This is a genomic window from Zooshikella sp. RANM57 (assembly GCF_050749885.1).
Taxonomy (GTDB): Bacteria; Pseudomonadota; Gammaproteobacteria; order Pseudomonadales; family Zooshikellaceae; genus Zooshikella.
The window spans coordinates 153851-177894 of sequence record NZ_JBOIUB010000011.1 but is presented as its reverse complement, the minus strand read 5'-3'; the positions used below and the strand labels follow the sequence as shown (position 1 = coordinate 177894).

The following is a 24044-nucleotide window of genomic DNA, read 5'->3' as shown; positions in this document are numbered from 1 at the left end:
AATCTCGCTTTTCTCATTTGGGTATTTATAAAAAAATACCTGTGCATTCACTCTTCATGAAATGCCCTGATGGGTTAACGTTACTGTTGGAATAAATTCACAGTAATTTGGTGAATAAATGAAGAGTATTTTTAGTGTTTATAATTAATTTGTTTTTTTAGACTAATTTGATTTAAGGCAAGAAAATATTAACTGCTGCACTAAAGGGGAATATTTTTCGTAAAGGAAGGATGAATTGTATTTTTTTAGTTTGTTCTCAAAGTAGATATGTATAAGAGTAGGACTTTATTCTGTGGCTTTTTTCCAATAGCTCCTTGGTTGATATTTTATAAAGATATAAAAAGAAGGGACACTTGCTGTGCCGGTAAATTTATACTCTTGCGTAGTTAATGGTGTCTTGGTCTAACCAGCGTTCGATAATTATATCCACATATTCAGGATAACGTGTTAATAATTTTTTAGCGATTTGTTGGGCCACAGGTAATAGTGCCTGGTCACGCTGAATATCAGCAAATTTTAAGTTGGCAACACCTGTTTGACGTGTTCCTAAAACTTCTCCTGGGCCTCTTATTTGTAAGTCTTTTTCCGCAATTAAAAAGCCATCGTTGGTTTCTCGCATAATACTTAAACGTTCACGGCTATGGTGTGATAGGGGATGGTGGTACAACAACACACAATGACTGGCAACTGAACCACGACCAACGCGTCCACGTAATTGATGTAGTTGGGCCAGTCCCAAACGTTCAGGGTTTTCGATAATCATTAAACTGGCATTTGGTACATTCACACCGACTTCAATCACCGTAGTAGCCACTAATAAATCAAGATTACCTTCTTTAAATGCTGTCATAACAGAGGCTTTTTCGATGGCTTTCATGCGGCCATGAATGAGTCCGATACGAATATCTGGTAACTGCGCTTTAAGAAGTTCAGCCGTTTCTTCAGCGGCCTGACTCTCGATGACTTCTGATGTTTCGATTAATGTGCAAACCCAGTAAACCTGTCGTCCCTCTTGAATAGCATGCTGCACACGTTGTATGACCATAGGCCTACGGGTGTCGGGTATCGCAACGGTATTAACAGGTGTTCGACCTGGGGGCAGCTCATCAATCACGGAGCAGTTTAAATCCGCATAAGCACTCATAGCGAGTGTTCTAGGAATGGGGGTTGCGGTCATGATAAGTTGGTGAGGCGTATATAGATTACTTTCACCTTTTTGTGTCAGAGCCAGGCGTTGATGTACGCCAAAGCGGTGTTGCTCATCAATAATTACCAATGCAAGTTGATGGAATATAACCTGTTCTTGAAAAAGGGTATGTGTTCCTATAACGAGTTGTGCCTGGCCTGTTTGAATGGCTTCAAGCGCCGTATTTCGCTCTTTGGCAGACATTTTACCCGTAAGCCAACAGACGTTTATGCCTAGTGGTGTAAACCAATTCGAGAAACTCTCCAGATGTTGTTCGGCCAGTATTTCAGTGGGTGCCATAACAGCCGCTTGTTGACCATTAGCAATAGCATGCAATGCCGCCAGCGCTGCGACCACTGTTTTACCTGAACCCACATCACCTTGAACTAACCGAAGCATAGGACGATATTGAGCCAAGTCGGTAGCTATTTCATCATACACACGCTGTTGTGCTGTAGTGAGTGAAAAGGGTAAACAACTTAAAAAGCCTGGAATATATTGTGTGTCAGCTGGCAGGGGGGAGCTTTGTAACTGTCGTTTAGTAAAACGTAACTTCAATAAATTAAGTTGATGTGCGAGGAGCTCTTCCAAACACAAGCGCTGTTGAGCAGGATGGTTATGTTGCTCAAGCAGGTAAAGATTGGTGGAAGGCGGTGGTGTGTGTAGCAGTGTTATTGCTTGAGCTAAAGGCATTAACTGTAGCTGGGCTGTGACCTCATTTGGTATCAACTCTATAAGGTGAGGTAAGTGCTTGAGTGCTTGCTGACAATACTGACGAATTTTTTTTTGAGTCAGTCCTTCTGTGGCCGGGTAAACAGGAGTTAGTGTTGCCTGATCCACTGGGGAAGCAGTAGGAGAGGTCGGTATATTGATAAACTCGTATTCAGGATGAATCAGTTCCAGTCCTTGTCGTCCTCGTCTCACCTCGCCAAAACACAGCACAAGTCGTCCTGATTTAAATTGCTGCTTTTGTGCTGCCGCAAAATGAAAAAAGCGGAGTTGCAGGCTACTTCCAGACTCATCCTTTACTTGAACAATTAAACTTCTACGTTTACCCGCGGTTAAGTTGGCATTATGAATCGTGCCTTGAACAACGGCCTCAGCCCCAGGTTGTAATTGGCGAATAGGTGTTATCTGTGTTCTATCCTGGTAGCGAAAGGGTAAATGGAATAGCAAGTCCTGAACAGAGTTTATCCCCAGGCGTTGTAGTTTCGCTGTGGTGCTCCCTCCGATACCTGTAAGGGCACTAAGAGGTAATTGGTTTAGAAGTACTTGAGAGGCTGTGCTGTCCATTGTTAACCACAATGACTAAGCTGATGCTTGTTCTTTGCTGCCACCTTTACCTTTGGCTGATGCTTTGTCACGCGCCATTGGTTCATCACTTGCTGTACAGTGACCTTTAACAGCACACTGACGAATAGCCTGTGACAACACATCAATAGCTTTAGGGCGTGGAAAGCTGACACGCCAGGCTAATGCAATAGTACGGAACGGTGCAGGTGAAGCAAAAGGTCGGGTGGTCAAAATACCATCAGCATAGTGGCTGTTATCAGCTGCAGATAATGGTAGAACGGTAATTCCCATTCCTGAGGCTACCATGTGTCGTATTGTTTCCAGGGAGCTTGCTTCAATATCTGTTTGTAGGCCCTCAGTGCTGCTAACCCGTTTTTGGGTCAGTGCAGGACAGGCTTCCAGAATTTGGTCGCGGAAACAATGCCCTTCTCCAAGCAGCAGTAGTTTATTCTCAGATAGCTGCTCTCGTGAGACCTCCTGCTGTTTGGTTAATGTGTGTTCTGCAGGTAACAGCACCGTAAATGGTTCATCAAATAAGGAAAGTGTTACGACATCGGGTTCTGTAAAAGGTAATGCAATGATAATGACATCAAGCTCACCTTTGCGTAATTTTTGGCGTAGTACAGCTGTAAAGTTTTCCTCAATATAAAGAGGCATTGAGGGTGTTAGTTCGTGGAGCTGAGGAATTAAGTGTGGAAATAAATAAGGTCCCACTGTGTAGATTGCCCCAATACGTAAAGGGGTTGTCAGTTGGTCCTTACCTGCTGTTGATATTTCTTTAATCGTTGCTGCTTCTTCAAGTACTTTTTGGGCTTGCTCAACAATACGCTCACCAGTTGGTGTAACACGTACGGCATTTTTGGTGCGTTCAAAAATGGCAATACCCAGCTCATCTTCAAGTTTTTTAACACCTACGCTTAGTGTAGGCTGACTAACAAAACAGCGTTCGGCTGCACGTCCAAAGTGTTGCTCTTGAGCAAGGGTCACAATGTAGCGGAGTTCTGTTAGTGTCATAGCAGTTACTGTACTTGATCTAATTTATATTCACATTACTGACAACTTAGTGCAGTCATTGCGTTTTTTTATCCACAGGGGCAGCAAAATAAGAAAAGTACTTTTACTTTGTTGTGGAGTAGTGGAAAGTCACTCACTACAAATATTTGATTGATAAAATTAATTAGCTACTTATCTATAGTAGGTAATTTTAAGCTATTTGGACCTGATATGCATCGTAAATCTATCATAATTGTGGGCTGTGGCGACCTTGGCCGCCGTTTAGGTATTCAACTCAGTGAACTGGGACATGAGGTTTATGGGATTCGACGGTCTAAACATACGCTTCCGGAGCCATTGAAGGCTATCGTAGGGGACGTAAGCTGTATAACGTCACTTGCTTCATGTTGGCCAGAGAAATCTTTCGATTATGTAATTTATTGTCTAGCTGCATCAGAATACTCTGAGGAAAGTTATCAGTCTGCTTATGTGGCTGGTCTGCAGAATGTGTTGAAGCGGCTGGAAGGAAAGCCTCCTAAGCGTATTTTCTTCGTTTCTAGTACCAGCGTGTATGAGCAAAGTGCGGGTGAAAATGTATCTGAATCAACGCCCGTTGAACCTCAACGTTTTGCGGGAGCGATTATGCTGAAAGCTGAACAATTACTTGAGGCTGCCGCTTACCCGGCAACAGTCGTTCGCTTTGCGGGTATTTATGGCCCAGGTCGAGAGCGATTAATCAAAAAAATACAGGCGGGGGAAGTGTGTAGTGAAGACAGTAATCCAATCAGTAATCGGATTCATATTGAGGACTGTGTTGGCCTGTTAGTACATTTGATCAAGCTTGATTGCATGGGGCAATCTCTAAAAGATTGTTATATTGGCGTGGACAATGAGCCTGTGTCACTTAGAGAGGTCACACTCTGGCTAGCAAAACAATTAGGGGTTAAGCCCAGTAAAGAGGTACCAATGGGGCGAGGTGGAAGTAAACAGTGTTCTAATCAACGAATACTCGACAGTGGTTATCAATTTAAATATCCAAGTTATCGCGAAGGCTATCAGGCATTACTTGAAAGTGATTAATGGCTAGTCATTATTGTGTGTCTGCTGTTTGGGTATACTTTCTTCATTAAAATATGATTGCCAAATAGCGTCGTATTTTCCGTTATTTTTTATAGCGATTAAGCCTGCATTAAATTGATCTCGAAATTTTTCCGTTTGAAAAGCCGCTTGGTAGACTGAGGTTTTAGGAAAAATTTGATGGATACTATAATCAAACCTGTCTTTTTCAGGTAGCTTTAACCAGTACCAACGGAAAATATTTCGATCAATAATAAGTGCATCAGTCCTATTGGTAAGTAACATGCTGATTTGCTGAGCTTGGGCATTTACTTCATGGTAGCCGGCGAGTACATCTTGACGTTGATGGATGAGGCTTTGTAGTTCAGAGCCCAGTAAACGAGATGCTCCTTGCCAACTACTCACATGTAGCCCTGCTAAGTCAGCAACATGGTTGGCAATAATTTTTCTGTCGGCTTTGGTGACCAATACATTAAAAAATACCAGATAAGGTACAGAGTAAAATAAACCATCATTTTCTTTTAGTGTCAGTGCCGATGCACCATCAAGTCGTTTTTTTACTTGTTGGTAGAGTGCTTTCCTCGGAAATAGGCGTATAACGACTTCTGTATTTTGCGTGGCGAATGCGGCTCTTACCAAGTCAATTTCCAAACCACTTTCTTCATTAATAACGTAGGGTGGTTTATCTTGGCCAAATCCTATGTATACGATCTCAAGCGCGTGGCTGTTAGTATTGAATAATAAACAACAGATGACTTTAATGATAAAACCAGTGAGTAATTCGTTAAGGTTACTCCTAAGTATTCTCAAGTAATGGCACTGCATGTGGGGACTAACAACAAATAACTAAGGGTTTTAAATAGAGTAGTCTGTCCTTGTAGAATAAGCTAAATGACTAAGAGATAAGAAAGTAGGGAAAAAGGAAATGCTGACCAAAGGTTAGAAACTGCTGCTTTTTTAGCAGCAGTTAAAAAAAATACTATTACTCGACGAGTTCCATAATACCATCCATTTCGACCATGACGCCTTTAGGGAGTTCGGCAACACCAATAGCGGCACGTGCAGGGTAAGGTGCTTGGAAATATTTCGCCATAATTTCATTAACAGTGGCAAAGTTGCTCAGGTCAGTCATGAAGATATTAAGTTTAACAATATCATTGATTGATCCACCTGAGGCTTCCGTGACTGCTTTCAGGTTATCAAAAACCTGAGTGGCCTGAGCAGCAAAGTCATCGTTGCTTACGACTTCCATTGTGGTTGGGTCTAGTGGAATCTGGCCAGATAAATACACTGTGGTTCCAATTTTTACCGCTTGCGAGTATGTACCAATGGCGGCAGGTGCATTTTCCGTAGTGATGACTTGTTTGTTGCTCATAGAAAATCCTTCTGTTTGACCCTATAGGATAAAAATAATAGTAGAAAAAAAGAGGCCAATTAACCTTTTATTCGTATGATAGAGGAGACCCCTTTAACTGTTCGCAGGCGTTTAATGGTTCTCGCTAAATGTACCCGATCACGCACACTGATGAGTAAGTGAATAACACTGAAACGGGCATCACGTTCTTCCATACTGATCTTTTCAATACTGGCATCAGTGGCATTCACCGTAGTAGCCAGGGTGGCTACAATACCACGCTGATGTTCCAGTTCGACTCTAAGCTCGACAGAAAACTCCCCTGAAACATTTTTATCCCAGGCAACTTCAAGGCATTTCTCCGGGTTGTGCCTAATATCGCTGATATTACGGCAGGACTCAGTATGAATAACCATACCACGACCTGCGCTGACGTGACCGACAACAGGGTCACCTGGAATAGGATGACAGCATTTGGCAAAGGATACGACCATACCTTCAGTGCCACGAATTGTCAGTGGCTGACTGCTGGTATCGGATACTGTTTGTTCTGCAGGAGGTGCAATTTCACTCACCAAATGCCTGGCTACCAAATAGCTCATGCGATTGCCTAAGCCAATTTCTTCCAGTAATTGACTGAAGGAAGGTAGCTTTAATTGGGACAGTGCATTTTGTTTTTGCTCATCCGCGAGTTTATCAACAGTGAGGTTGTATCCTGATAGTGCCTTATTAAGTAAACGCTTCCCAAGCTCGACAGATTCTGAGTGTCGTTGGTTTTTCAGGAAATGGCGAATATTAGACCGTGCTTTTCCGGTGGCGACAAAATTCAGCCAGGCAGGGTTGGGGCGTGCGCCAGGTGCAGTAATGATTTCGATGGTTTGACCACTTTGTAATGGCTGGCTGAGGGAGGCCAGTTGGCGATCAATACGACAGGCTACGCATGTACTACCCACATCAGTATGAACGGCATAAGCAAAGTCAACAGGTGTACAGCCCTTGGGCAGCTCCATGATATTGCCTTTAGGGGTGAAAACATAAATCTCATCGGGGAATAAATCGATTTTAACGTTTTCAATAAACTCTAAGGAGTCTCCTGCATTCTTTTGCAGTTCCAGCACCCCTTTTAACCATTGTCGGGTACGAGCGTGACTGCCAAGCAGAGCCTCTTCGCCTGATTTATACAACCAGTGAGCAGCAATCCCCTTATTCGCCATATCATCCATTTCTTGAGTGCGGATTTGAATCTCAATAGGCACACCATGCATACCAAACAATGTGGTATGTAAGGACTGGTAACCATTGGCTTTAGGGATGGCAATGTAGTCTTTAAAACGGCCAGGAAAAGGCTTGTAAAGATTATGTACGACACCGAGTGCGCGGTAGCAGCTATCAACCGTATCAACAATAATACGGAAGGCGTATACATCCATAATTTCGGAGAATGACTTCCGCTGGTTACGCATTTTTTTATAAATGCTGTAAAGGTGTTTTTCCCGGCCCAGTACACGACCTTGCAGGCCATGATCTTCAAGATGTTTAGCAATAGCCAGCTGAATTTTATTAACGATTTCTTTGCGATTACCCCGTGCTTTGATGACCGCTTCTCGAATTAAACCGGCACGCATGGGGTACATGGCGGAAAAGCCCAGCTCTTCAAACTCGACACGGATATTATTCATACCCAGGCGATTGGAGATCGGTGCGTAAATTTCCAGTGTCTCTTTGGCAATACGTCGTCGCTTATCTGGGCGTAAAACACCAAGAGTACGCATATTGTGCAGACGATCAGCCAGCTTAACCAATATAACGCGTATGTCCTTAGCCATAGCCAGGGCCATTTTCTGGAAGTTCTCTGCCTGTTGTTCTGCTTTTGATTCAAATGGAATCTGGGTCAGTTTACTAACGCCATCAACCAGCTGTGCTACGGTATCACCAAATTGTTCTGATATAGCAGCTTTATCAACACTTGTGTCTTCTAATACATCATGTAGCATCGCAGCCATTAGGCTGTGATGGTCCATATGCATTTCCGCTAAAATAGTCGCAACAGCCAGTGGGTGAGTGATATAAGGCTCTCCACTTCGACGACGTTGACCATCATGTGCTTGTTCGGCGTAATAGTAAGCACGACGAACTTGATTAACCTGTTGGTGTGAAAGATATGATTGGAGCTTTTGCGCTAAGTTTATAATGGAAGACAAAGCCCGCCTCCTGTATTCAAACTGCATCCATGATGGAACGTGTTACTGGTTTGGGGAAGCGGGGCAAGTTCCTTCAGCGACTTTATGGGGAAGTTGATTTCAACGAAAGAAATCAACTGATTGATATATGCTCGCTTTCTGAGCTGAAATGCACAGGCAAAACACCCTAAAAATAATCCGTGAAGGGTATACATCTGGGTTATCCCAATTAAGCACCTCCTGAAAGTGAAAAGGCTACATCCTGATCATCTTCCTTCGGTTCATCTAAAATACTCGGGCTGACATAACCAGCAGCAATTTCCCGTAGCGCCATTACAGTGGGTTTATCATCTTCCCACTCTAGCTTGGGATCTTTACCACCCGTAGCCAGTTGGCGTGCACGCTTAGTGGCTACCATTACCAACTGAAAGCGGTTATCAACATTATCTAAGCAATCTTCTACAGTCACTCGAGCCATCAGGGATCTCCATAAGCGAGGTATACCCTTTACGAATCATTTTTAGGGTTTGTTGTCGGCGATCTTCATCCCAGTCACTTATTAATATAAGCTCCCGGGATTTCATCACTTGACGGCCGCCCCTAAAAACCCCTCGTTGTGGGTATCATTCAGTATTTCTGGCGGTCTAAGGGACCAAACAGTTTACTTAATCACCATTGTCTATGACAAGAGTTTTTGCAATAGCTGTTCATGTTTGAGCTGTTGTTTGTCTACTTTTAATCTTTGACTTTTTATAATGGTCTCAAGTTCGCTAAGTGCTTGCGAAAACTCATCATTAATTATCAGGTAGTCATATTCTACAAAGTGGGCCATTTCACTCTCAGCTTCTGCCATCCGCTTGGCGATCACTTCGTCATTATCTTGCCCACGTGTATTTAAGCGTTCTAACAGCGTTTCACGGCTGGGTGGGACAATAAAAATGCATATTGCATCAGGTCGCAGGCGGCGGACTTGCTGGGCACCCTGCCAATCAATTTCCAGAATGACATCAGTACCTTTGGCTAACTGCTCATTGACCCATTGTTCAGAAGTACCATAGTAGTTGCCGAATACTTCTGCCTGCTCAAGAAATGCCCCATCGGTTAGCATTTGTTGAAACTCTGCTTGAGTGGTGAAGTTATAGTTAACCCCATCCTCTTCGCCAGGGCGTTTAGCGCGTGTAGTGTAGGATACAGACACGCAAATCTGGGCTACGTTCTTAACCAAGGCTGCAACCAAGCTGCTTTTGCCAGCACCAGACGGCGCAGAGATGATATACAGGGAACCTTGAGTGTTCATGTTACTCCTAACAAAGTCGTGTCACTTTTTAATGCTTTGAATACCTGTAGCGAGTTAGCGTTTGTGCTCACTGCAGGTATAAATCTAGCAAATAACCGCTTCAGGTTGGTTGCATTTGCCTGAAATTTCGAGCTTACTCACTATGAGTTACTTTATAAGTCTAGCGTCTAATTATGCAAGATTTTAACTATTAATGGTATATATGGTCATAGAGATGGTTTGATTACACCAAAATACATACAACAGTAGTGAGTAATCAAAGTAATATTCAACAAAATATGTGATTTTTTCCAGCCTTTTCGATAACCATTTTCAAGCACATCAGTATATGTATTTTTACCTATAATTGAGAGATGTAACTAAGCTTTTTCGTATTCTCTTAATAGGTAGATTTGATGTCATTAGCGGCAAACGAAAGCATTTTCTATCTTACCATTCCTTCATTAAGCGATACCTTGAATGTTACCTCATTTATTGGGAATGAAGGTATTTCTCAGCTTTTTCATTACTCAATAAATGCCGTAAGTCTTAACGATAATATTGACCCCGTTGGCATGCTGCTACAGCCTGTAACGTTGACGATTGTTGGGGAGGACTTTGAACGGCAGGTAAATGGTATTATTAATCAGTTTATCCAGGGAAACACTGCAGATAAATACACAGAATACTCATTCGATTTTATACCCAGACTATGGTATTTGACGAAAAGAACAGACTGTCGAATATTTCAATCGTTAACGATTCCAGAGATCGTAAAACGAGTATTAGAAACGGCTGAGTTTACAGAAAAAGAAGACTTTATTCAAAAACTCACAGGAAACTATCAAGCACATGATTATATTGTTCAATATAACGAAACAGACTTTAATTTTATTTCTCGATTACTAGAGCAAGAGGGTATTTTTTACTTTTTTGAACATCAAGCGGATAGCCACTGTTTTATTATCTCTGATCACAATACGGCATTTGGACCCATTGCAGGAGAGTCTGTAGAATTTCATGGTAAAACAGGGTTGGTGCCAGATTATGAAGTTGTTGATGAGTTACACTACACCTGCCAACGAACCATCGGTAAAGTAGAACTGGATGATTATAACTTTACCAAGCCTAACCTGGATTTATATGTAACGGCCAGTCAAGGGGATGAATCACTTGTTGATTACCAATTTCCGGGTGGTTATCAGCTACCAGAGCAAGGGCAACGTTACGCACAATTACGCTTAGAAGCATTTAATACCTTTGCAGAGAAAATTAATGCGCAAAGTACCTGTCGCCGTTTGCTTCCTGGCTATAAGGTTGACTTGGTACGTCATCCTCGAACGGCATTAAACCAATCGTACATTATCTGTCAGATGATGCATGAGGGTGAACAGCCTCAGGGACAAGATGAATATGCTAAGTCGGAAGAAGGTAGCTGGTACCGAAATCATGGATTGTGGATTCCAAAAACAACACCTTTTAGACCACCTTTAAAAGCCAAAGCACCAGAAATGCCTGGTAAGCAGTCTGCTGTGGTGACAGGGCCTGAGGGTGAAGAAATTTACACAGAACGTTTTGGTTGTATCAAAGCGCAGTTTCATTGGGATCGGCTAGGTCAAAATAATGAGCACTCATCCCGTTGGATGCGGGTGATGCAAACCTGGGCTGGTAAGCAGTGGGGCGCTTTAATAATTCCCCGTATAGGACAGGAAGTTACCATTGATTACCTGCATGGTGATGTGAACCAGCCAGTGGTGACAGGTGTCGTCTACAATGGACGTAAAAATCCGCCTTACCCATTACCGAAACAGAAAACACGTTCTGGCTTTCGTTCAGACTCCACAATTGGCAGTGGCGGTTACAATGAGTTGAGTTTTGAAGATAAACAGGGTTCAGAACAAATACGTATTCATGGTGAAAAAGACAGTGATCTTCGAGTCAAAAATGACAGTCGTGAAGAAGTAGTGGAAATGCGTCGTCATGAAATTGTTGATAATCATTATTTAAATATAAAACAGGACAATCATCTAAAAGTCGACCAGCACCACGAACGCGTAGTGAAAGGGGATATTCATCATCAGGTCGGTGATACTCAACATAGCCAAATAGATGGTGACCATTTACTTGATGCAGGGCAAGAATGGCAAGTAAAAAGCGGCCAAAAAATTGTTATTGAATCAGATCGGGAAGTTGTTTTTTACGCTGGTGGAAGTTTTATAAAAATTGATCACAGTGGCGTTTATATTAAAGGTCCAAGTTACAACTTGGGGGGTGGATCAGTAACAGGTGCTAAGCAAGCTGCTTCAAATAGTCCTGCAGCCCCAATGGAAGCAGATAAAGACTTTTCAGGTAACTTTTCACTGAATCGAGCCAAATTAACTGGGCAAAAAGCAAAACATTTTCAGGGTAAAGGACTTAAAAAAATTGAACCTGAAATTTATGATGAGGAAGCGAAGCAGCGCTGGATAAAAATACGTGTCGTTGATGAACAAAATGAACCCTATAAAGGAGTTTATTATCAGCTTTTGAGTGCCAACCAAAAGCAGCTATTTGAAGATTTTATTCCTTCTGATGGTGTTATTTATAAAACCAAATTGATCGATACAAACTATAAACTAACACTAAAAGTCTGGGATTTAATTTGTGCCCGCCGCTTGAAAAAAGAGGTAGGCACAGAACCAGTACGTGAATGGTTAGAGAATAGACCTGCTTCATGGCAATACCAGTTTCATACATATCCTGATGACATTAAAAATGCGTTATTGGCTGATATTGCTGATGGGGGACGTGAGGCAAAAAGATTTATTACCAAAACAGCGAAGGAATATTTTGGTGATATTATTACTGAAATAGATGGGTTAGCCGTTTGCCAGCGACATTGTATTGAAATCGAATCTTTAGTGTCTTATGTACCGATACTGGTGGATAGCCGAGACTACCATTATATAAATGCCTATAACATGGGAATGGGGTGTCTATGGGTATACTCGGACTGGGATAAAAATGAAAAAAATCAAGAAAGTGGATCATTGTTCGATGTATTAAACAAGTTTGCACAGTACCAAAAAACAGAGCTAATCAATACTCAGCAGTTTAATTTTTTGATTGAGACGGTTCCCTTTGCGGATAGACTGATGTTTCCTCGTTTGTTTATAAATAATGAAGTTGGTGCTGAAGCCCTAATAGTTTGTCAGGGTAAAAGGGTTATTATTTTAGTAAGAGGCACAGAAGGGAGTGAATGGAATGTAGATGAGCTGGAGCAATTATGGCAGCAGCCAGTAAATAAAGATTTAGCGTTAAAAGTAGCACCTGGAATTGTTGTTAGGTATTTGCTGGATATAAAGCAAGATGAAACAGTTATTAAGTCTTTGGATATTATTTATGATTCTCCAGGATTTAAAGATGTAATAACAGATGGAGATGCTGAGCAAGTACCTTTTACACCAGCCCAATCTCAAAAAGATAAGTTGTTAGATGAGTGGGTTCCTTTTATAGATAGTAATGCTCCTCGTGTACATCAAGGGTTTAATCGTTTTTTAAAATCAATTTGGGATTTTATAGAGCAGTACTTACTAATACATAAAGAGCACGTTAGTTTTTGTTTTATAGGTGGGCATAGCCTTGGTGGGGCTGCAGCAACACTTATGGGAGCGATTATACAGGAAACAAAATTATTTAATAAGCCTGTACTGTATACCTACGGTAGCCCTAGAGTGGGTACTAAACGATTTGTCGAGCGTTATAAGTCAGTTCCTCATTTCCGTCATGTAAATAATAGAGATATAGTACCCATGGTGCCTTTTCAATGCATTAGCGGTGGATTATCTGATGTAGTAAGTTTTGTTGAACGACAAAAGCTAATTATACAACACTTTGTAAATGGCCTTACTAATCTTTTTACAGTTCCCATTGTTACCTTATCAAGTGTTATGCTAACCATAACATCATCAGGTAAAACTGTGTTGGATATGGAAAATATGGATAAGGATCATTACTTGCACCATGGACAATTACAGCAAATATTAACTATTGAAAGTAGCCACTATATTGTTGGATTACAAAATTTAGGTTTAACTCATCAGGGGTTGGCAACACTAATGTATTATCTTGCACATCAACAACATGGACAGGATTTGCGTACAGATGGCGATGATATAGAAAATGAAGTAAGAAACTTAGTTTATGGAATGCATTATATTACTATGGATAAAACGACATTGAAAAATCTTGATTTAGATCCATTGAACGAACTTATTGAGTCAGGCTTAAATCATAGTATGCCAGATGGTTATATAGCAAATATAAAATATGCTTTGGAAATGCTTCTTAAGCAGGGTGAGGAATATAAACAAGATTTGAAGTTTGCAATAAATACTTTAGAGAAAAGTAAAAGAATACTCGTAGATTTTGTAAATAAAATTAAAAGTATGGGTGAATTAAATATTAGTGCATTACGTGCATCATTAAGAAGCCCGCATACTATTGATTATCGCACACAACTACGAAAGGATCTTGAGGAAAAAAAACTGTTATTGGCTTCAGAAATTAGCTTCTACAGAACACAAATTCATAAAATTGAATCCGATATTGCACTGTTCAGTAAGCTGTTAAATGGAAATATTCCCCAAGATATGCTGGAAGTTCCTAATATTGATAGAGAATCAATTTATGATCAGCTTAAGTAAGATTAAGAATCTTAAATTATTCTGGTGGAGTCTTGTAATAATTATTATTGCCATTTCTTGTGTAATAGGCTGGTTTGGTGAGGCAATAAAGTTCTGGTGGACCAAGGGCATACCTGAGGGATATTATCGTAAGGGTAATATATATTTACGTAACGCTCATATGACTGTGTGGGGTGTTGATCTGAAAAATAATTTACTCACAGTCAAAGGAAAAAAGCCTAAAGGCTGGTATGTTAAAGCGTATACAAAGTGGTCGTCATCAGGAAGAAAATGTCTAACTCGAAGAGATTGGAGTGAAAATTCACAACAAATTCCTAGGCGATATTACTCTGAATACTATGGTATTAATTCAGGAACAGAGTATATAATTACTGTACCACAGCAAGTAAACCTGAAAATAAATCGCTGTAATGATGAGATTGACTACATATCAGTCAGATTTTATGATGATAAACTAACAACGGGTGGTTTTACTATTAGTTATACTAGTCAAAATAACTCTATAGCAAAAGAAAAAATTGGTTATCCAAACTCAAACCGTGTAAGTCGTTGTTGGAAAAAAAAAGATAGCGTTTTCAAGGATGAAACGCTTGCTAGCTTTTGTGAAACAGAACTAAATGGTCCAGATCCAAGTTATGTATACCACGATCAAATAAAGTCTTACACTATAAATATGGATTTTTACTTTTTGAATGAAAAACCTGCTGATTAATACGAATGAAGAAAAGTTACTAATTATCCCTTTGCTTGTAAAATTTCTTTTTTACGGACCTTTTCCAAAGTCTGCATAACTCCTTCTGAACACGCCGTGAATCCTTCCATGGAGGCTTGATTGCCGCGTCCATGCGGCAAACAGTTCTGCGGGAATTATCCAGCCTTTGTTTGAAATTCGCACGCATTGTATTACAGCTGATGTTCATTTAATAAAGATGGAGGCTGAGCTTTGGGATATAACACTAAGTTGGTTTGCAGGGCTTGAATTTGGTTGTGGAGCAGGTGCTGGGAGCTAGAAGTAAAGACTAAGGCTTTTGCTACGGTAATGCTAGTGATGGATGAGAGAAGTTGGTCTTTGATTAATTCAGTTATTTAACCATTGTTAGCTGTCTGCATGATAAATATTCTATGAGCATGAGTTATTAGGCTGGCTAAGACTTACCTAAGGCATTTTTATCTTTCGGCCTCTACCCATTGGCATTAAGCGTTGAAGTCACTACAATAGCGCGTTTTGCGGATAAGTCTTTTAGTCATGAAGTTTCCAGGCAAGCGCAAAGTTAAGCATTACTTCCCTGTGGGTACTCCACGTCCCTTTTCCCCTGAGCGTGATCTCATCGCTGAAGCTGTCTACCCCTTGGTTGGTGTTGAACAAACGTTGGTAGATATAGAAGCCCATGTCTCTTATGAATTCATGGAAAAGTATGACCTGCAGCCAGGAACCTCAGTATTACCAAGTGCTGAAGTGGGGGAAGCCATACTTGCAGACCTCACTGCCCAGGGCTTAATTTGTAATCAACAAGCGGGTAGTACTATTGGAAACACATTGCATAACTTTTCCATCTTGGCTGATGCTCCTGCTATTCAGCTAGGAGTAATGGCTGATCCTATTCACGTCGGTTCGCCCGCATACCACTTCCTCAGAACGACCAGCACCCGTGTTAACCTAGATTACATGCAACCAGTCGGCAGTATTGGCCGGGCCCTGACATTAATAACCCCTGATAGCGAACGAAGTTTTGTCATTCTGCCAGGGGACATGGACCTGCTCAAACCCGAGTCTATTCCTGAAGAAGCTTTTGAGCATGCATCTGCTGTTGTATTCAATGCTTATCTGTTTCGAACACGTGAGCACGGCTCTATCTATGAGGCAATGGAAAAAAGTATTGAGCTTGCCAAAGCCAGAAACTTGCCAGTGGGCTTGACGTTGGGTACTCATTTTATGGTTTCTGAGTACCGTGATGAAATCGAAGCATTTATTCGTGCCCATGTTAACTTGATTGCCTGTAACGAAGATGAAGCTGAAGCACTGACAGGAGAGGCTGATCCTCTCGGTGCCATGGACAAATTATTAGACATGGCTGATATGGTGCTACTGACAGCAGGACCTGCAGGTTTATACTTTGGTGGTTACACTGATGAGCAATGTGCACGTGTTACTAAGTACCCGCTAAAGTCAGGCGTTATCCCTGAATACAACCGCTACGAATTCTCCAGACCATTACTCAAAGATGACTGCGAAGAGCCTATCAAAGTTATTTCGCATATCAGTCCGTTTATGGGTGGACCGGAACGTATTGTAAACACCAATGGTGCAGGCGATGGTGCATTAGCAGCCTTGCTGCATGATATGGCAGCAAACCGTTTCCACCTTAAGGTCATGCCTAGCTCAAGTAAGCATGATCGCAATTACATGACTTACTCTTCCTTTGCTCAAGTCTGTAAATACGCAAACCGGGTAAGTTATGAAATTCTTGTCCAAAGCTCACCACGTTTAGCTCATGGTTTACCAGAGCGAGAAGACAGCTTGGAAGAAGCATATTGGGATATGTAGTGATTTTTAAGTAGCTTTATTTCAATTGATTTAAAAAAGCCAGGATATTTATTCCTGGCTTTTTACTTTAGGCTTATCCATAAAAAGATATAGCCTTAGTAAAGGGTATATTTTTCAATGCGCTCAATTTTTCCTTTAATTAAGGGTACCTCTAAAAATAGTGATTTTTTTGTAAGAGCAAGGAAGCACTGCACAGAGGACCGCAGAGTATAAGGAGTACATGAGGATCTGAGTACAGCGCTGACACAGCTATTAAGAAAAAAGTTCATTTTTAGATATGCCCTTAAAATTATATTGGTTTTTATCTGAAGTAGATAAAGGCGTAATATTAAATGCTTAAGTAAAAACAATATCTTGAAAAAGTGTATAAGGGAAAACACGACAGATAAGATTATTTACTTCGCCCGTGTCAGAAGGCCATTCATGGCCTCTGCCCCTCACACTGCTCCTGGCAGTTGCTCCGTAAACAACCTCATCCGTCGTTTTGCTAACTTTGTGTTTTAGGAGGTAATTTATGTTGTATAAAACGACAGTTAAGATGTTGTTGTGTATTGTTTGTGAAATATGTATCGGGAGTGTAGCGCTGCTTTGATGCCAGGAATGGTTTTGTAATCATTGCGTAACAAAACATGCTTAATAACTAAAGTGCTGAAGATTAGCCACCCGCATTACGGAATTTTGCTATTATAGCGGCCTGATTATAAAGAAGACAGTAGATGACTATGATGCAAGCAAGTGACGAGTACGCGATTAAAATTTTGCGAAGTTGGCACCTTGTTGAGTTCTTTCAGCCTTATGATTTGCCAGAAAAGCTGTTACCAGAAGAAGAGATGGTTAGGATAACCAACAATGAACTTCATCAGTCGCAGGACACAGTATTACCTTGGATAAACCCACAGGCCAAGTCTCAATTAGGCGGAGACCCTAGCAAGAAACTTAACTATGTCCTTTATTTAGGCTTATTTGATAAAGGGCTGCTAGAGCGCATTTGTCATGATGTTTTTGCAGAAGAGCAAGATATAACAAAAGTTGTTGAGTTTGAGCAGCGTTATGATAATGAAGGTGAAACGTGTTTTGCAAAAGTAATACTGGATGAATATGGCACCCCTAGTTTTGATAGCTTGTCAGTGAGTACACTGCCTTGGGCACTTGGACATTTGCTAGCAGGTACAGCCCACACATTAACCATAGAAAAGTTCAAAACGCATTGTCAATTGCTGAAAGAGCAATTAAATCGCATCACGCATATGCTTCCGGTGCATCCCAATAATAATCAGCGAATTACTCTAAATGCTAGCGGATTAATAGCATTAATTGAGTCGCTCTATCAATGGGCTAGCTTTAGACCACTCGCATATTCTCACTTTGCTTTTAAGTTGGATTGGTTTGAGGTAAAAGACAACAAAAAGGAGGTGTTAGAAACTAATACACTACAAGAGGCTGTTCTATCAGATGTTGATGATATTGAAACAAGTGATGAAGAAAGCGTTGATGAACGCACTTTACCTATTCTGAACAGTTTTTATATTGAAGATATTGAAAAAGCCATTGCGAGTATCATGCAGGGGCAGTGTGGAAGTGGTTTGTTGACGTATTTAAGCATCAACAAGCATAAACATGCAGATTTATATACTCAACCTGGCTTACATCTCATTCATAAACATTTTGCACCCCACTGGATGCCTGCTGGTCGATGGCCTGCAGAGCCGACTCACCCTATGACGTTAATGCAACAGTTTGCAATCAATACCGCAGTGTATGAGTTAGCGGAAGAAGGGTTATTGTCTGTAAACGGACCGCCAGGTACAGGAAAAACCACGTTATTAAGAGACATTTTTGCGCATAATATTGTCGAGCGCAGCAGAGTATTAAGTAGTTTTGAAAGTGTCAATGCATCAATTGATGATAAGGGTTTTCCTGATTTGTCATTATCAGGTTTTGAGATGGTAGTGACCTCTTCAAATAATGCGGCGGTTGAAAATATTTCAAAGGAATTACCACTTGCCAAGTCATTAGCAAATGAGTTCCAGACAATCGACTATTTAAAGCCAGTGGCCAATCAACTAAGTGCCAGTAGTCGTAAAAATATATTGCAACCCCTTGCGCAAGATGCGCAATGTTGGGGTACTATCTCAGCAGTAATGGGGCGTAAAAAGAATAGAGCCGATTTTGTGAATAGGCTTTTTTTCATTGAACATCATCTTAAAGATACACCTCAAGAAATAAACCGCTCTGAAGAACAAAACTTTCTAAATCTGTGGCGTTGGAAAAAATTAACTAACACGCTTACTTTTAGTCAAGCAAAGGCAGCGTTTATTCAAAAAGCAGTCTGCTTTGATGAATTAGTTGCTGAGCTTGGTCAATTTAATGAAATTATCCAGTTTTTAGCTGATACGAGTCAAGAAGAGTATACAGCTGCTGCACAAATGAAACTTGCTAAATTATCTGCTGAAAATGACAGTTTCCAACAACAAGTGGAAGAGCTGAACAAACAACAAGAATTAATTAATGATAGCCTAGAGGTTGAAGAGTTATCATTGCAGCAACTGCAATCACAGCCACTTGCATGGTGGACTCGTTGGTTTAAACGAAAGCACTATATTGATTACTGCAACCAACTTCATGCTATCAATGACAAACGAATTACACTGAAGAGAAGTAAGCTAGAAGTCAAGCAAGAAATCCATCGTCTCAATAAATTGATTGAAACACAGAAAGAGTCTATTAAACAAGCCGAGTGGAAATATAAGCAAGCCTGTAATGCTTATCAAGATAAAAAAGAAGCTTTAATTTATTATCAGCAACGATTTCCCCAAATGGTTGTGCCTGATAATCGCCAATCTATTAATGATCCTGGCGTGCAGCGAGTGGCATTTTGGCAGAATGAAGCCATTAACCGGTTACGATCAGAGCTTTTTATCAGTGCATTAGATTTGCATCAAGCATGGTTGAAAGAAGCTTTAGCTATTAAACATTTTAGAGAAAAGGCGGTATACAATATTAGTGATTTATTGAAGGATACTCCTGTTGATCAACCGCAAGGGGTATGGCGAACATTATTTATGATTGTCCCTGTTATTTCCACAACGTTTGCATCATTAGGGCGAATGCTTAGCACGTTAAGTGCAAGTCAAATTGGTTGGTTAATGATTGATGAAGCGGGACAAGCAATACCTCAGGCAGCGGTAGGTGGAATTTGGCGGGCCAAACGAACGCTTGTGGTTGGCGATCCGTTACAGATTGAACCTGTATTTACCACACCGCCTAAATTAGTCGATGAACTGATTAAAGCGGTATTAAATGATGATTATGAACATTGGACGCCAATCAACTGGTCAGTACAGCAAGTGGCTGATAGAGCAAATCCCTATGGGTGTCAGTTACAGGTAGGTGAAAAAACAGTGTGGATTGGTATCCCTCTTTGGGTACATCGGCGCTGTATTGACCCCATGTTTTCCCTGGCGAACCAAATTGCCTATAACCAGCGGATGATCCATGGATTAAATGTTGAAAAGATACAACCCCAACCGCATGTTGTGTTGGGTAACAATCGTTGGTTTCACTCGCAAGGCACTTGTACAACCAAGCAATATAAAGCAGAGTTAGGCAGAGATACTTTAGCAATTTTGTTTGAACTGTTAAACGCCAAACATAGTTTATCTGATGTTTATATTATTTCTCCTTTCAAAGCGGTGAAACAACACTTGGCCAATGCAATTGATGAACAAAAATACACAATCTGCCAGCTGGCTAATTACACCCAGCGTGAATATTTTAAATGGCGTCGTTTTCATATTGGGACAGTACATACTTTTCAAGGTAAAGAAAATAATACCGTGATTTTAGTACTAGGTTGTGATCCCCAAAATGCAGGTGGCGCAGTTTGGGCTGCCAGTAAGCCTAACTTACTGAATGTGGCATTAACTAGAGCCAAACAACACTTTTTTGTTGTAGGTGACCTAAGCGTGTGGCAAGACAAACCCTATTTTCAGCTTTTAGCGTCTGCGTTAACCCTAGAAATAAGTGTATGCAAAACTACTAACACGCAGTTAGAATACTTAGCACTTTAGATTTTTTTAAGAAGCTGTCACAGGTAGACAAAAGCTTGGCCTCCAGCAATAGACTTTCAGTGCAAGCTTAGTAGATCAAGATGTTAGAAACAACTGCTATTTATTATTAAACTCACTTGCTAAGTTATAGCATATTAATTATGCTTGTTAGACAACAGCTAATGTAAGTGAGTTTAAGTTATGCAAAATATAAAAACTCTAATCTAATAATAGCATTTAAAGTGCGTTATAATACAGCCAAAAACTCACCAATTATTTGAGCTTTTTCTACTGAGTCATCCAAAATAATTGGATTATAGCCATAAGCGTTAGTATCTGCCTTTAAAATTACACGCTGATTAATAATTTCGCCATCTTTAATAACTTTTTCGTTTTGATAAAGTTTTACAGTATAGTTTCCGCCATGATCTGGATCTTTGATATTCGGATGTTGAACTAAAACTATTTTGTTATTACGAGTAGTTTCAGAGTTTGCTATAAATAAACACCAAGAGCCATTTGGAATCCTACGATTCATAGATTCACCAACAATACGAGCAACAAACATACCTTTTCGAGTTGAGAATATTTCGGGTAATTGAATCCAATTTTGCTCTTCGATATATTGATCTATTTTATAAGTATTAGCAGTTATAGAAATATCCAAAATAGGAACAAACCCTTCATATGGTTTTGCTTCTTTATATTCAACAATAGGGAAATCCAAACCTGAATACGGATCTTTTTTTACATATTCTTCGTTTATTCTTGTAGCTGCTTTTTTTAAGTACTCATTGGTTTCCGAGTCAATACAGTATATATAGCATCCTTTTTGTCCTCTAGTCATTAAAGTGCGGTAGGTATTTTTTATAATCTCTTCGGTTGCATTTTTAGCTTTTTTGGGATTTTCTTTTAAAAGCTTTTTATACCCTCTTATCGATCGATCATTTTTAGATCGTTTGGCTGCGTCAGTTACAACAATACCATCTCTAATGATAAAGTCGTCACCAATAATAACTCCTATATAATCAAGTTCTAGCCCCTGACAAGTATGTATACAACCAATTTGATTTACTGAGTTCTGAGCAATTAGCCACAAACCACCATCTTCAGTTAGATTCCATTGTGCTTTAAAGTTGTATTCAGGGATATTAATATCAAATGCATCTTTGCTTTTCTTACTAACCCAGTCCCAGCAATATCCAGCAACAATTCTTGCTTTATTCGTAAGTCGATTCTTTTCAAAGATTGCGTCTTTTAACTCATTAGGATTGTCAAAAACTTTAACTTCATAATCTATATCATCTAGTGTTGTATTAGCGGTTTCACTTATTTGCAGTGTATTATCTACCCATGCTAAGAAACCATCAGATCCATTACAGCGAAACTGTGATACCAAGCTTAGCTCGGTCACTTCTGATCCAACTTTTGAAGAGTAAAGCTTAATAGATTCAGCTGATCCAATATCTTTTAATGTTACTCTTTGAGCTTCATCAATAAAGAAAATACTAAGTTTTGAGCTTTCAATAATTTCTTTGATTTGGTTTTCACCTAAGTTTTCATAAAGACCGGATTTCTCATTTAAGCGATGAGACTCATCTACAATTAATACATCAAATGTATTTTTTTTAGTGTTTATATAGCTGCCTGATCCCTTAAACAAATTGTCAATATGTGACTTTTTATAGTTTCCTGTCAGTTTATTTTTAAAAACTTCCCTTGGAGCTGCGTTTTTTGAAACATATTGAGTTAATAGTTCTCGTTTGGTTAATTCAACAAGTAAGTTTATTGCGATTACTGATTTTCCTGTGCCTGGTCCTCCATGCACGATTAATGTTTGTTTTTTTCCTTTAGTGCTTTGATGAGCAAGATCAATTGCAGTTTCATAGACTAACTTTTGTTCATCCAGTAATACAAATTCCTGATTGCCCTTTAACATGGAGGACAAGCAATCAGCTAAATTTTTTGATGGTTTGATCGTTCCATGCTCAATACGATACATAATGTCATTAGTATCACCATATTTGACATGTTTTTTTAGGAACTCCGCCAGTTTTATTGCGTCTGGTGAAATAAAAACAGGTGCTTTGCTGGTATGTTCAAAGTAAAAGGGATCATTAATAGCAGTATTAGATCTTAAGTTGTGCAAGTAGGCGCATGGCTGTAGGTGAATCGAATCATTCCTGACAGTTTCGTTGTAATCTTCTATTAAAGCTGCATATGACCATGCTTGATATGAAGGGTGATTAGTTTCTTGTTTTGAGCCTCTTAGTACTGTTTTAACTATTGCATCTTTTGTTGTCGTTTCAACTTCAGACCACTGTTTTAGCTCAACAATTATAGCCGAATCCTTATATTCTTTATCCTTGCCTGTTAAGATGAAATCCACTCGCCTGTTTGTCAATGGTATATTATATTCAATGGCTACTCTTGCAGAAGCCGGTATTTCAGGATCAATTAATACCTGAAACATGTAACGAAGTGAATTTTCCCAGGACAAAAACTCACTTCTTGGAGAGTTTTTATTTAGCTTTCTTAAGACTTCATTCTCAACTATTTCACCAATTCTATTTGAGCGCACATCATCAATAAATTTTTGCTTAGTGGCACTGTAAACTAGCATGGAACTCCCTTACCATATTATAAATCAGTATATTTCTTTGGATTGCCTTTAGCTTTATTGATAGGATACTTCACTGCATTGCTTGCTATTTTTCTTTTAGCTTCCTTGGTAAGATCTAAATTCAGCTTATCTGCAAGCCTAATTAAATAAATTTGAATATCAGCTAATTCATCTGCAACAGCTGCCATCTGGTTTGTAGTCAGGTTTTTTGATTGTTCTTCCGTCAACCACTGGAATACCTCTAATAACTCACCTGCCTCACCTGCCTCACCAGCTAATGCCATAGCAAGATTTTTAGGGGAATGAAATTGATCCCAGTCTCTTTCTTGAGCAAACTGCTGTAGCTCAACTTTTAATTCTTCTAAAGTGTTCATTTATTGCCCAAATTAGTAAAGCAAGAACATATAAACTAAAAAGTCATCAAACTTAGGATTACTATACTCTGCTATTGGTAGAGATCAACGTTATTGATTTTGCCTCGTGCAGGAATAAGGGTTACTGTGACGAACTAATTTATATCTCCTTCCCTTTGTAAAGAATCACTCTTTTCCTCAATTACACGATATCCGTTGTATTTTTTAATTATTATTAAGTGCTACTTCAATATACGTCCTTGGAAGACAAAGGCTGGATAGCGTGCGTCGAACTGTTTGCTGCAAGGATGCGGTAATCAAGTTTCCAGGGAGGGATTTATGGCTACGTTATCTAGACTTTGGACAGTGATGCTTTATCAGAATGCTAATAGTTAACAAGGTAACTACTTAAGTGTTATTTTAAGTGTGG

14 protein-coding genes are annotated in these 24044 nt (G+C 39.9%); 5 read left to right on the top strand and 9 right to left on the bottom strand.

Annotation, left to right across the window (positions count from 1 at the left end):
* Nucleotides 1-370 precede the first annotated feature (370 nt).
* Both recG and ACQ96U_RS20760 read right to left on the bottom strand, forming a co-directional pair.
* Complete coding sequence (gene recG, locus ACQ96U_RS20765; protein WP_431723184.1) at nt 371-2479, bottom strand: ATP-dependent DNA helicase RecG; 2109 nt, start codon at nt 2477-2479, stop codon at nt 371-373.
* Between the two features lie 15 nt (nt 2480-2494).
* Nucleotides 2495-3493, bottom strand: a complete 999-nt coding sequence (locus ACQ96U_RS20760) for a hydrogen peroxide-inducible genes activator (RefSeq protein ID WP_431723183.1) — start codon at nt 3491-3493, stop codon at nt 2495-2497.
* A gap of 210 nt (nt 3494-3703) precedes the next feature.
* Here ACQ96U_RS20760 and ACQ96U_RS20755 point away from each other — a divergent pair, with 210 nt between their 5' ends.
* Entirely contained in the window at nt 3704-4552 is an 849-nt protein-coding gene (locus tag ACQ96U_RS20755; RefSeq protein ID WP_431723182.1) for an SDR family oxidoreductase, read from the top strand.
* Nucleotides 4553-4555: 3 nt separating this feature from the next.
* Here ACQ96U_RS20755 and ACQ96U_RS20750 read toward each other — a convergent pair whose 3' ends face one another.
* The 5 genes from ACQ96U_RS20750 to gmk all read right to left on the bottom strand — a co-directional run bounded on the left by ACQ96U_RS20750 (nt 4556) and on the right by gmk (nt 9380).
* Nucleotides 4556-5359 (bottom strand): substrate-binding periplasmic protein, encoded by an 804-nt coding sequence (locus ACQ96U_RS20750; protein WP_431723181.1) that lies wholly within the window; start codon nt 5357-5359, stop codon nt 4556-4558.
* Nucleotides 5360-5531: 172 nt separating this feature from the next.
* On the bottom strand, nt 5532-5924 hold the full coding sequence (locus tag ACQ96U_RS20745) for a RidA family protein (RefSeq protein WP_431723180.1): 393 nt from the start codon (nt 5922-5924) through the stop codon (nt 5532-5534).
* 59 nt (nt 5925-5983) lie between these two features.
* Entirely contained in the window at nt 5984-8104 is a 2121-nt protein-coding gene (gene spoT, locus ACQ96U_RS20740) for a bifunctional GTP diphosphokinase/guanosine-3',5'-bis pyrophosphate 3'-pyrophosphohydrolase (protein WP_431723179.1), read from the bottom strand.
* 208 nt (nt 8105-8312) lie between these two features.
* Nucleotides 8313-8561 (bottom strand): DNA-directed RNA polymerase subunit omega, encoded by a 249-nt coding sequence (gene rpoZ, locus ACQ96U_RS20735; protein ID WP_431723178.1) that lies wholly within the window; start codon nt 8559-8561, stop codon nt 8313-8315.
* Between the two features lie 201 nt (nt 8562-8762).
* Nucleotides 8763-9380, bottom strand: coding sequence for a guanylate kinase (gmk, locus tag ACQ96U_RS20730; protein WP_431723177.1), 618 nt, complete (start codon nt 9378-9380; stop codon nt 8763-8765).
* A 395-nt stretch (nt 9381-9775) separates the two neighbouring features.
* Between gmk and tssI the strand changes: the two genes are divergently transcribed.
* The 4 genes from tssI (at nt 9776) to ACQ96U_RS20710 (ending at nt 20659) form a co-directional block, all read left to right on the top strand.
* Nucleotides 9776-14044, top strand: a complete 4269-nt coding sequence (gene tssI, locus ACQ96U_RS20725; protein ID WP_431723176.1) for a type VI secretion system tip protein TssI/VgrG — start codon at nt 9776-9778, stop codon at nt 14042-14044.
* Nucleotides 14028-14756, top strand: a complete 729-nt coding sequence (locus ACQ96U_RS20720; protein WP_431723175.1) for a hypothetical protein — start codon at nt 14028-14030, stop codon at nt 14754-14756. The genes tssI and ACQ96U_RS20720 overlap by 17 nt, the downstream gene beginning before the upstream one ends.
* A gap of 534 nt (nt 14757-15290) precedes the next feature.
* Nucleotides 15291-16589, top strand: a complete 1299-nt coding sequence (locus ACQ96U_RS20715; protein WP_431723174.1) for an inosine/guanosine kinase — start codon at nt 15291-15293, stop codon at nt 16587-16589.
* Between the two features lie 716 nt (nt 16590-17305).
* Nucleotides 17306-20659 (top strand): DEAD/DEAH box helicase, encoded by a 3354-nt coding sequence (locus tag ACQ96U_RS20710; RefSeq protein ID WP_431723173.1) that lies wholly within the window; start codon nt 17306-17308, stop codon nt 20657-20659.
* Between the two features lie 226 nt (nt 20660-20885).
* Here ACQ96U_RS20710 and ACQ96U_RS20705 read toward each other — a convergent pair whose 3' ends face one another.
* Both ACQ96U_RS20705 and ACQ96U_RS20700 read right to left on the bottom strand, forming a co-directional pair.
* Entirely contained in the window at nt 20886-23261 is a 2376-nt protein-coding gene (locus tag ACQ96U_RS20705; protein WP_431723172.1) for a DNA/RNA helicase domain-containing protein, read from the bottom strand.
* A gap of 17 nt (nt 23262-23278) precedes the next feature.
* The gene (locus ACQ96U_RS20700) at nt 23279-23635 is read right to left on the bottom strand and encodes a nucleotide pyrophosphohydrolase (protein WP_431723171.1); all 357 of its coding nucleotides are present in this window, start codon (nt 23633-23635) and stop codon (nt 23279-23281) included.
* Nucleotides 23636-24044: the final 409 nt, after the last annotated feature.

Coding starts and splice junctions, on each gene's coding strand:
- ACQ96U_RS20700 (WP_431723171.1), bottom strand. CDS start 23,635: ATGAACACTTTAGAAGAATTAAAAGTTGAGCTACAGCAGTTTGCTCAA.
- tssI (WP_431723176.1), top strand. CDS start 9,776: ATGTCATTAGCGGCAAACGAAAGCATTTTCTATCTTACCATTCCTTCA.
- ACQ96U_RS20720 (WP_431723175.1), top strand. CDS start 14,028: ATGATCAGCTTAAGTAAGATTAAGAATCTTAAATTATTCTGGTGGAGT.
- ACQ96U_RS20710 (WP_431723173.1), top strand. CDS start 17,306: ATGACTATGATGCAAGCAAGTGACGAGTACGCGATTAAAATTTTGCGA.
- gmk (WP_431723177.1), bottom strand. CDS start 9,380: ATGAACACTCAAGGTTCCCTGTATATCATCTCTGCGCCGTCTGGTGCT.
- rpoZ (WP_431723178.1), bottom strand. CDS start 8,561: ATGGCTCGAGTGACTGTAGAAGATTGCTTAGATAATGTTGATAACCGC.
- recG (WP_431723184.1), bottom strand. CDS start 2,479: ATGGACAGCACAGCCTCTCAAGTACTTCTAAACCAATTACCTCTTAGT.
- ACQ96U_RS20745 (WP_431723180.1), bottom strand. CDS start 5,924: ATGAGCAACAAACAAGTCATCACTACGGAAAATGCACCTGCCGCCATT.
- ACQ96U_RS20760 (WP_431723183.1), bottom strand. CDS start 3,493: ATGACACTAACAGAACTCCGCTACATTGTGACCCTTGCTCAAGAGCAA.
- ACQ96U_RS20705 (WP_431723172.1), bottom strand. CDS start 23,261: ATGCTAGTTTACAGTGCCACTAAGCAAAAATTTATTGATGATGTGCGC.
- ACQ96U_RS20755 (WP_431723182.1), top strand. CDS start 3,704: ATGCATCGTAAATCTATCATAATTGTGGGCTGTGGCGACCTTGGCCGC.
- ACQ96U_RS20715 (WP_431723174.1), top strand. CDS start 15,291: ATGAAGTTTCCAGGCAAGCGCAAAGTTAAGCATTACTTCCCTGTGGGT.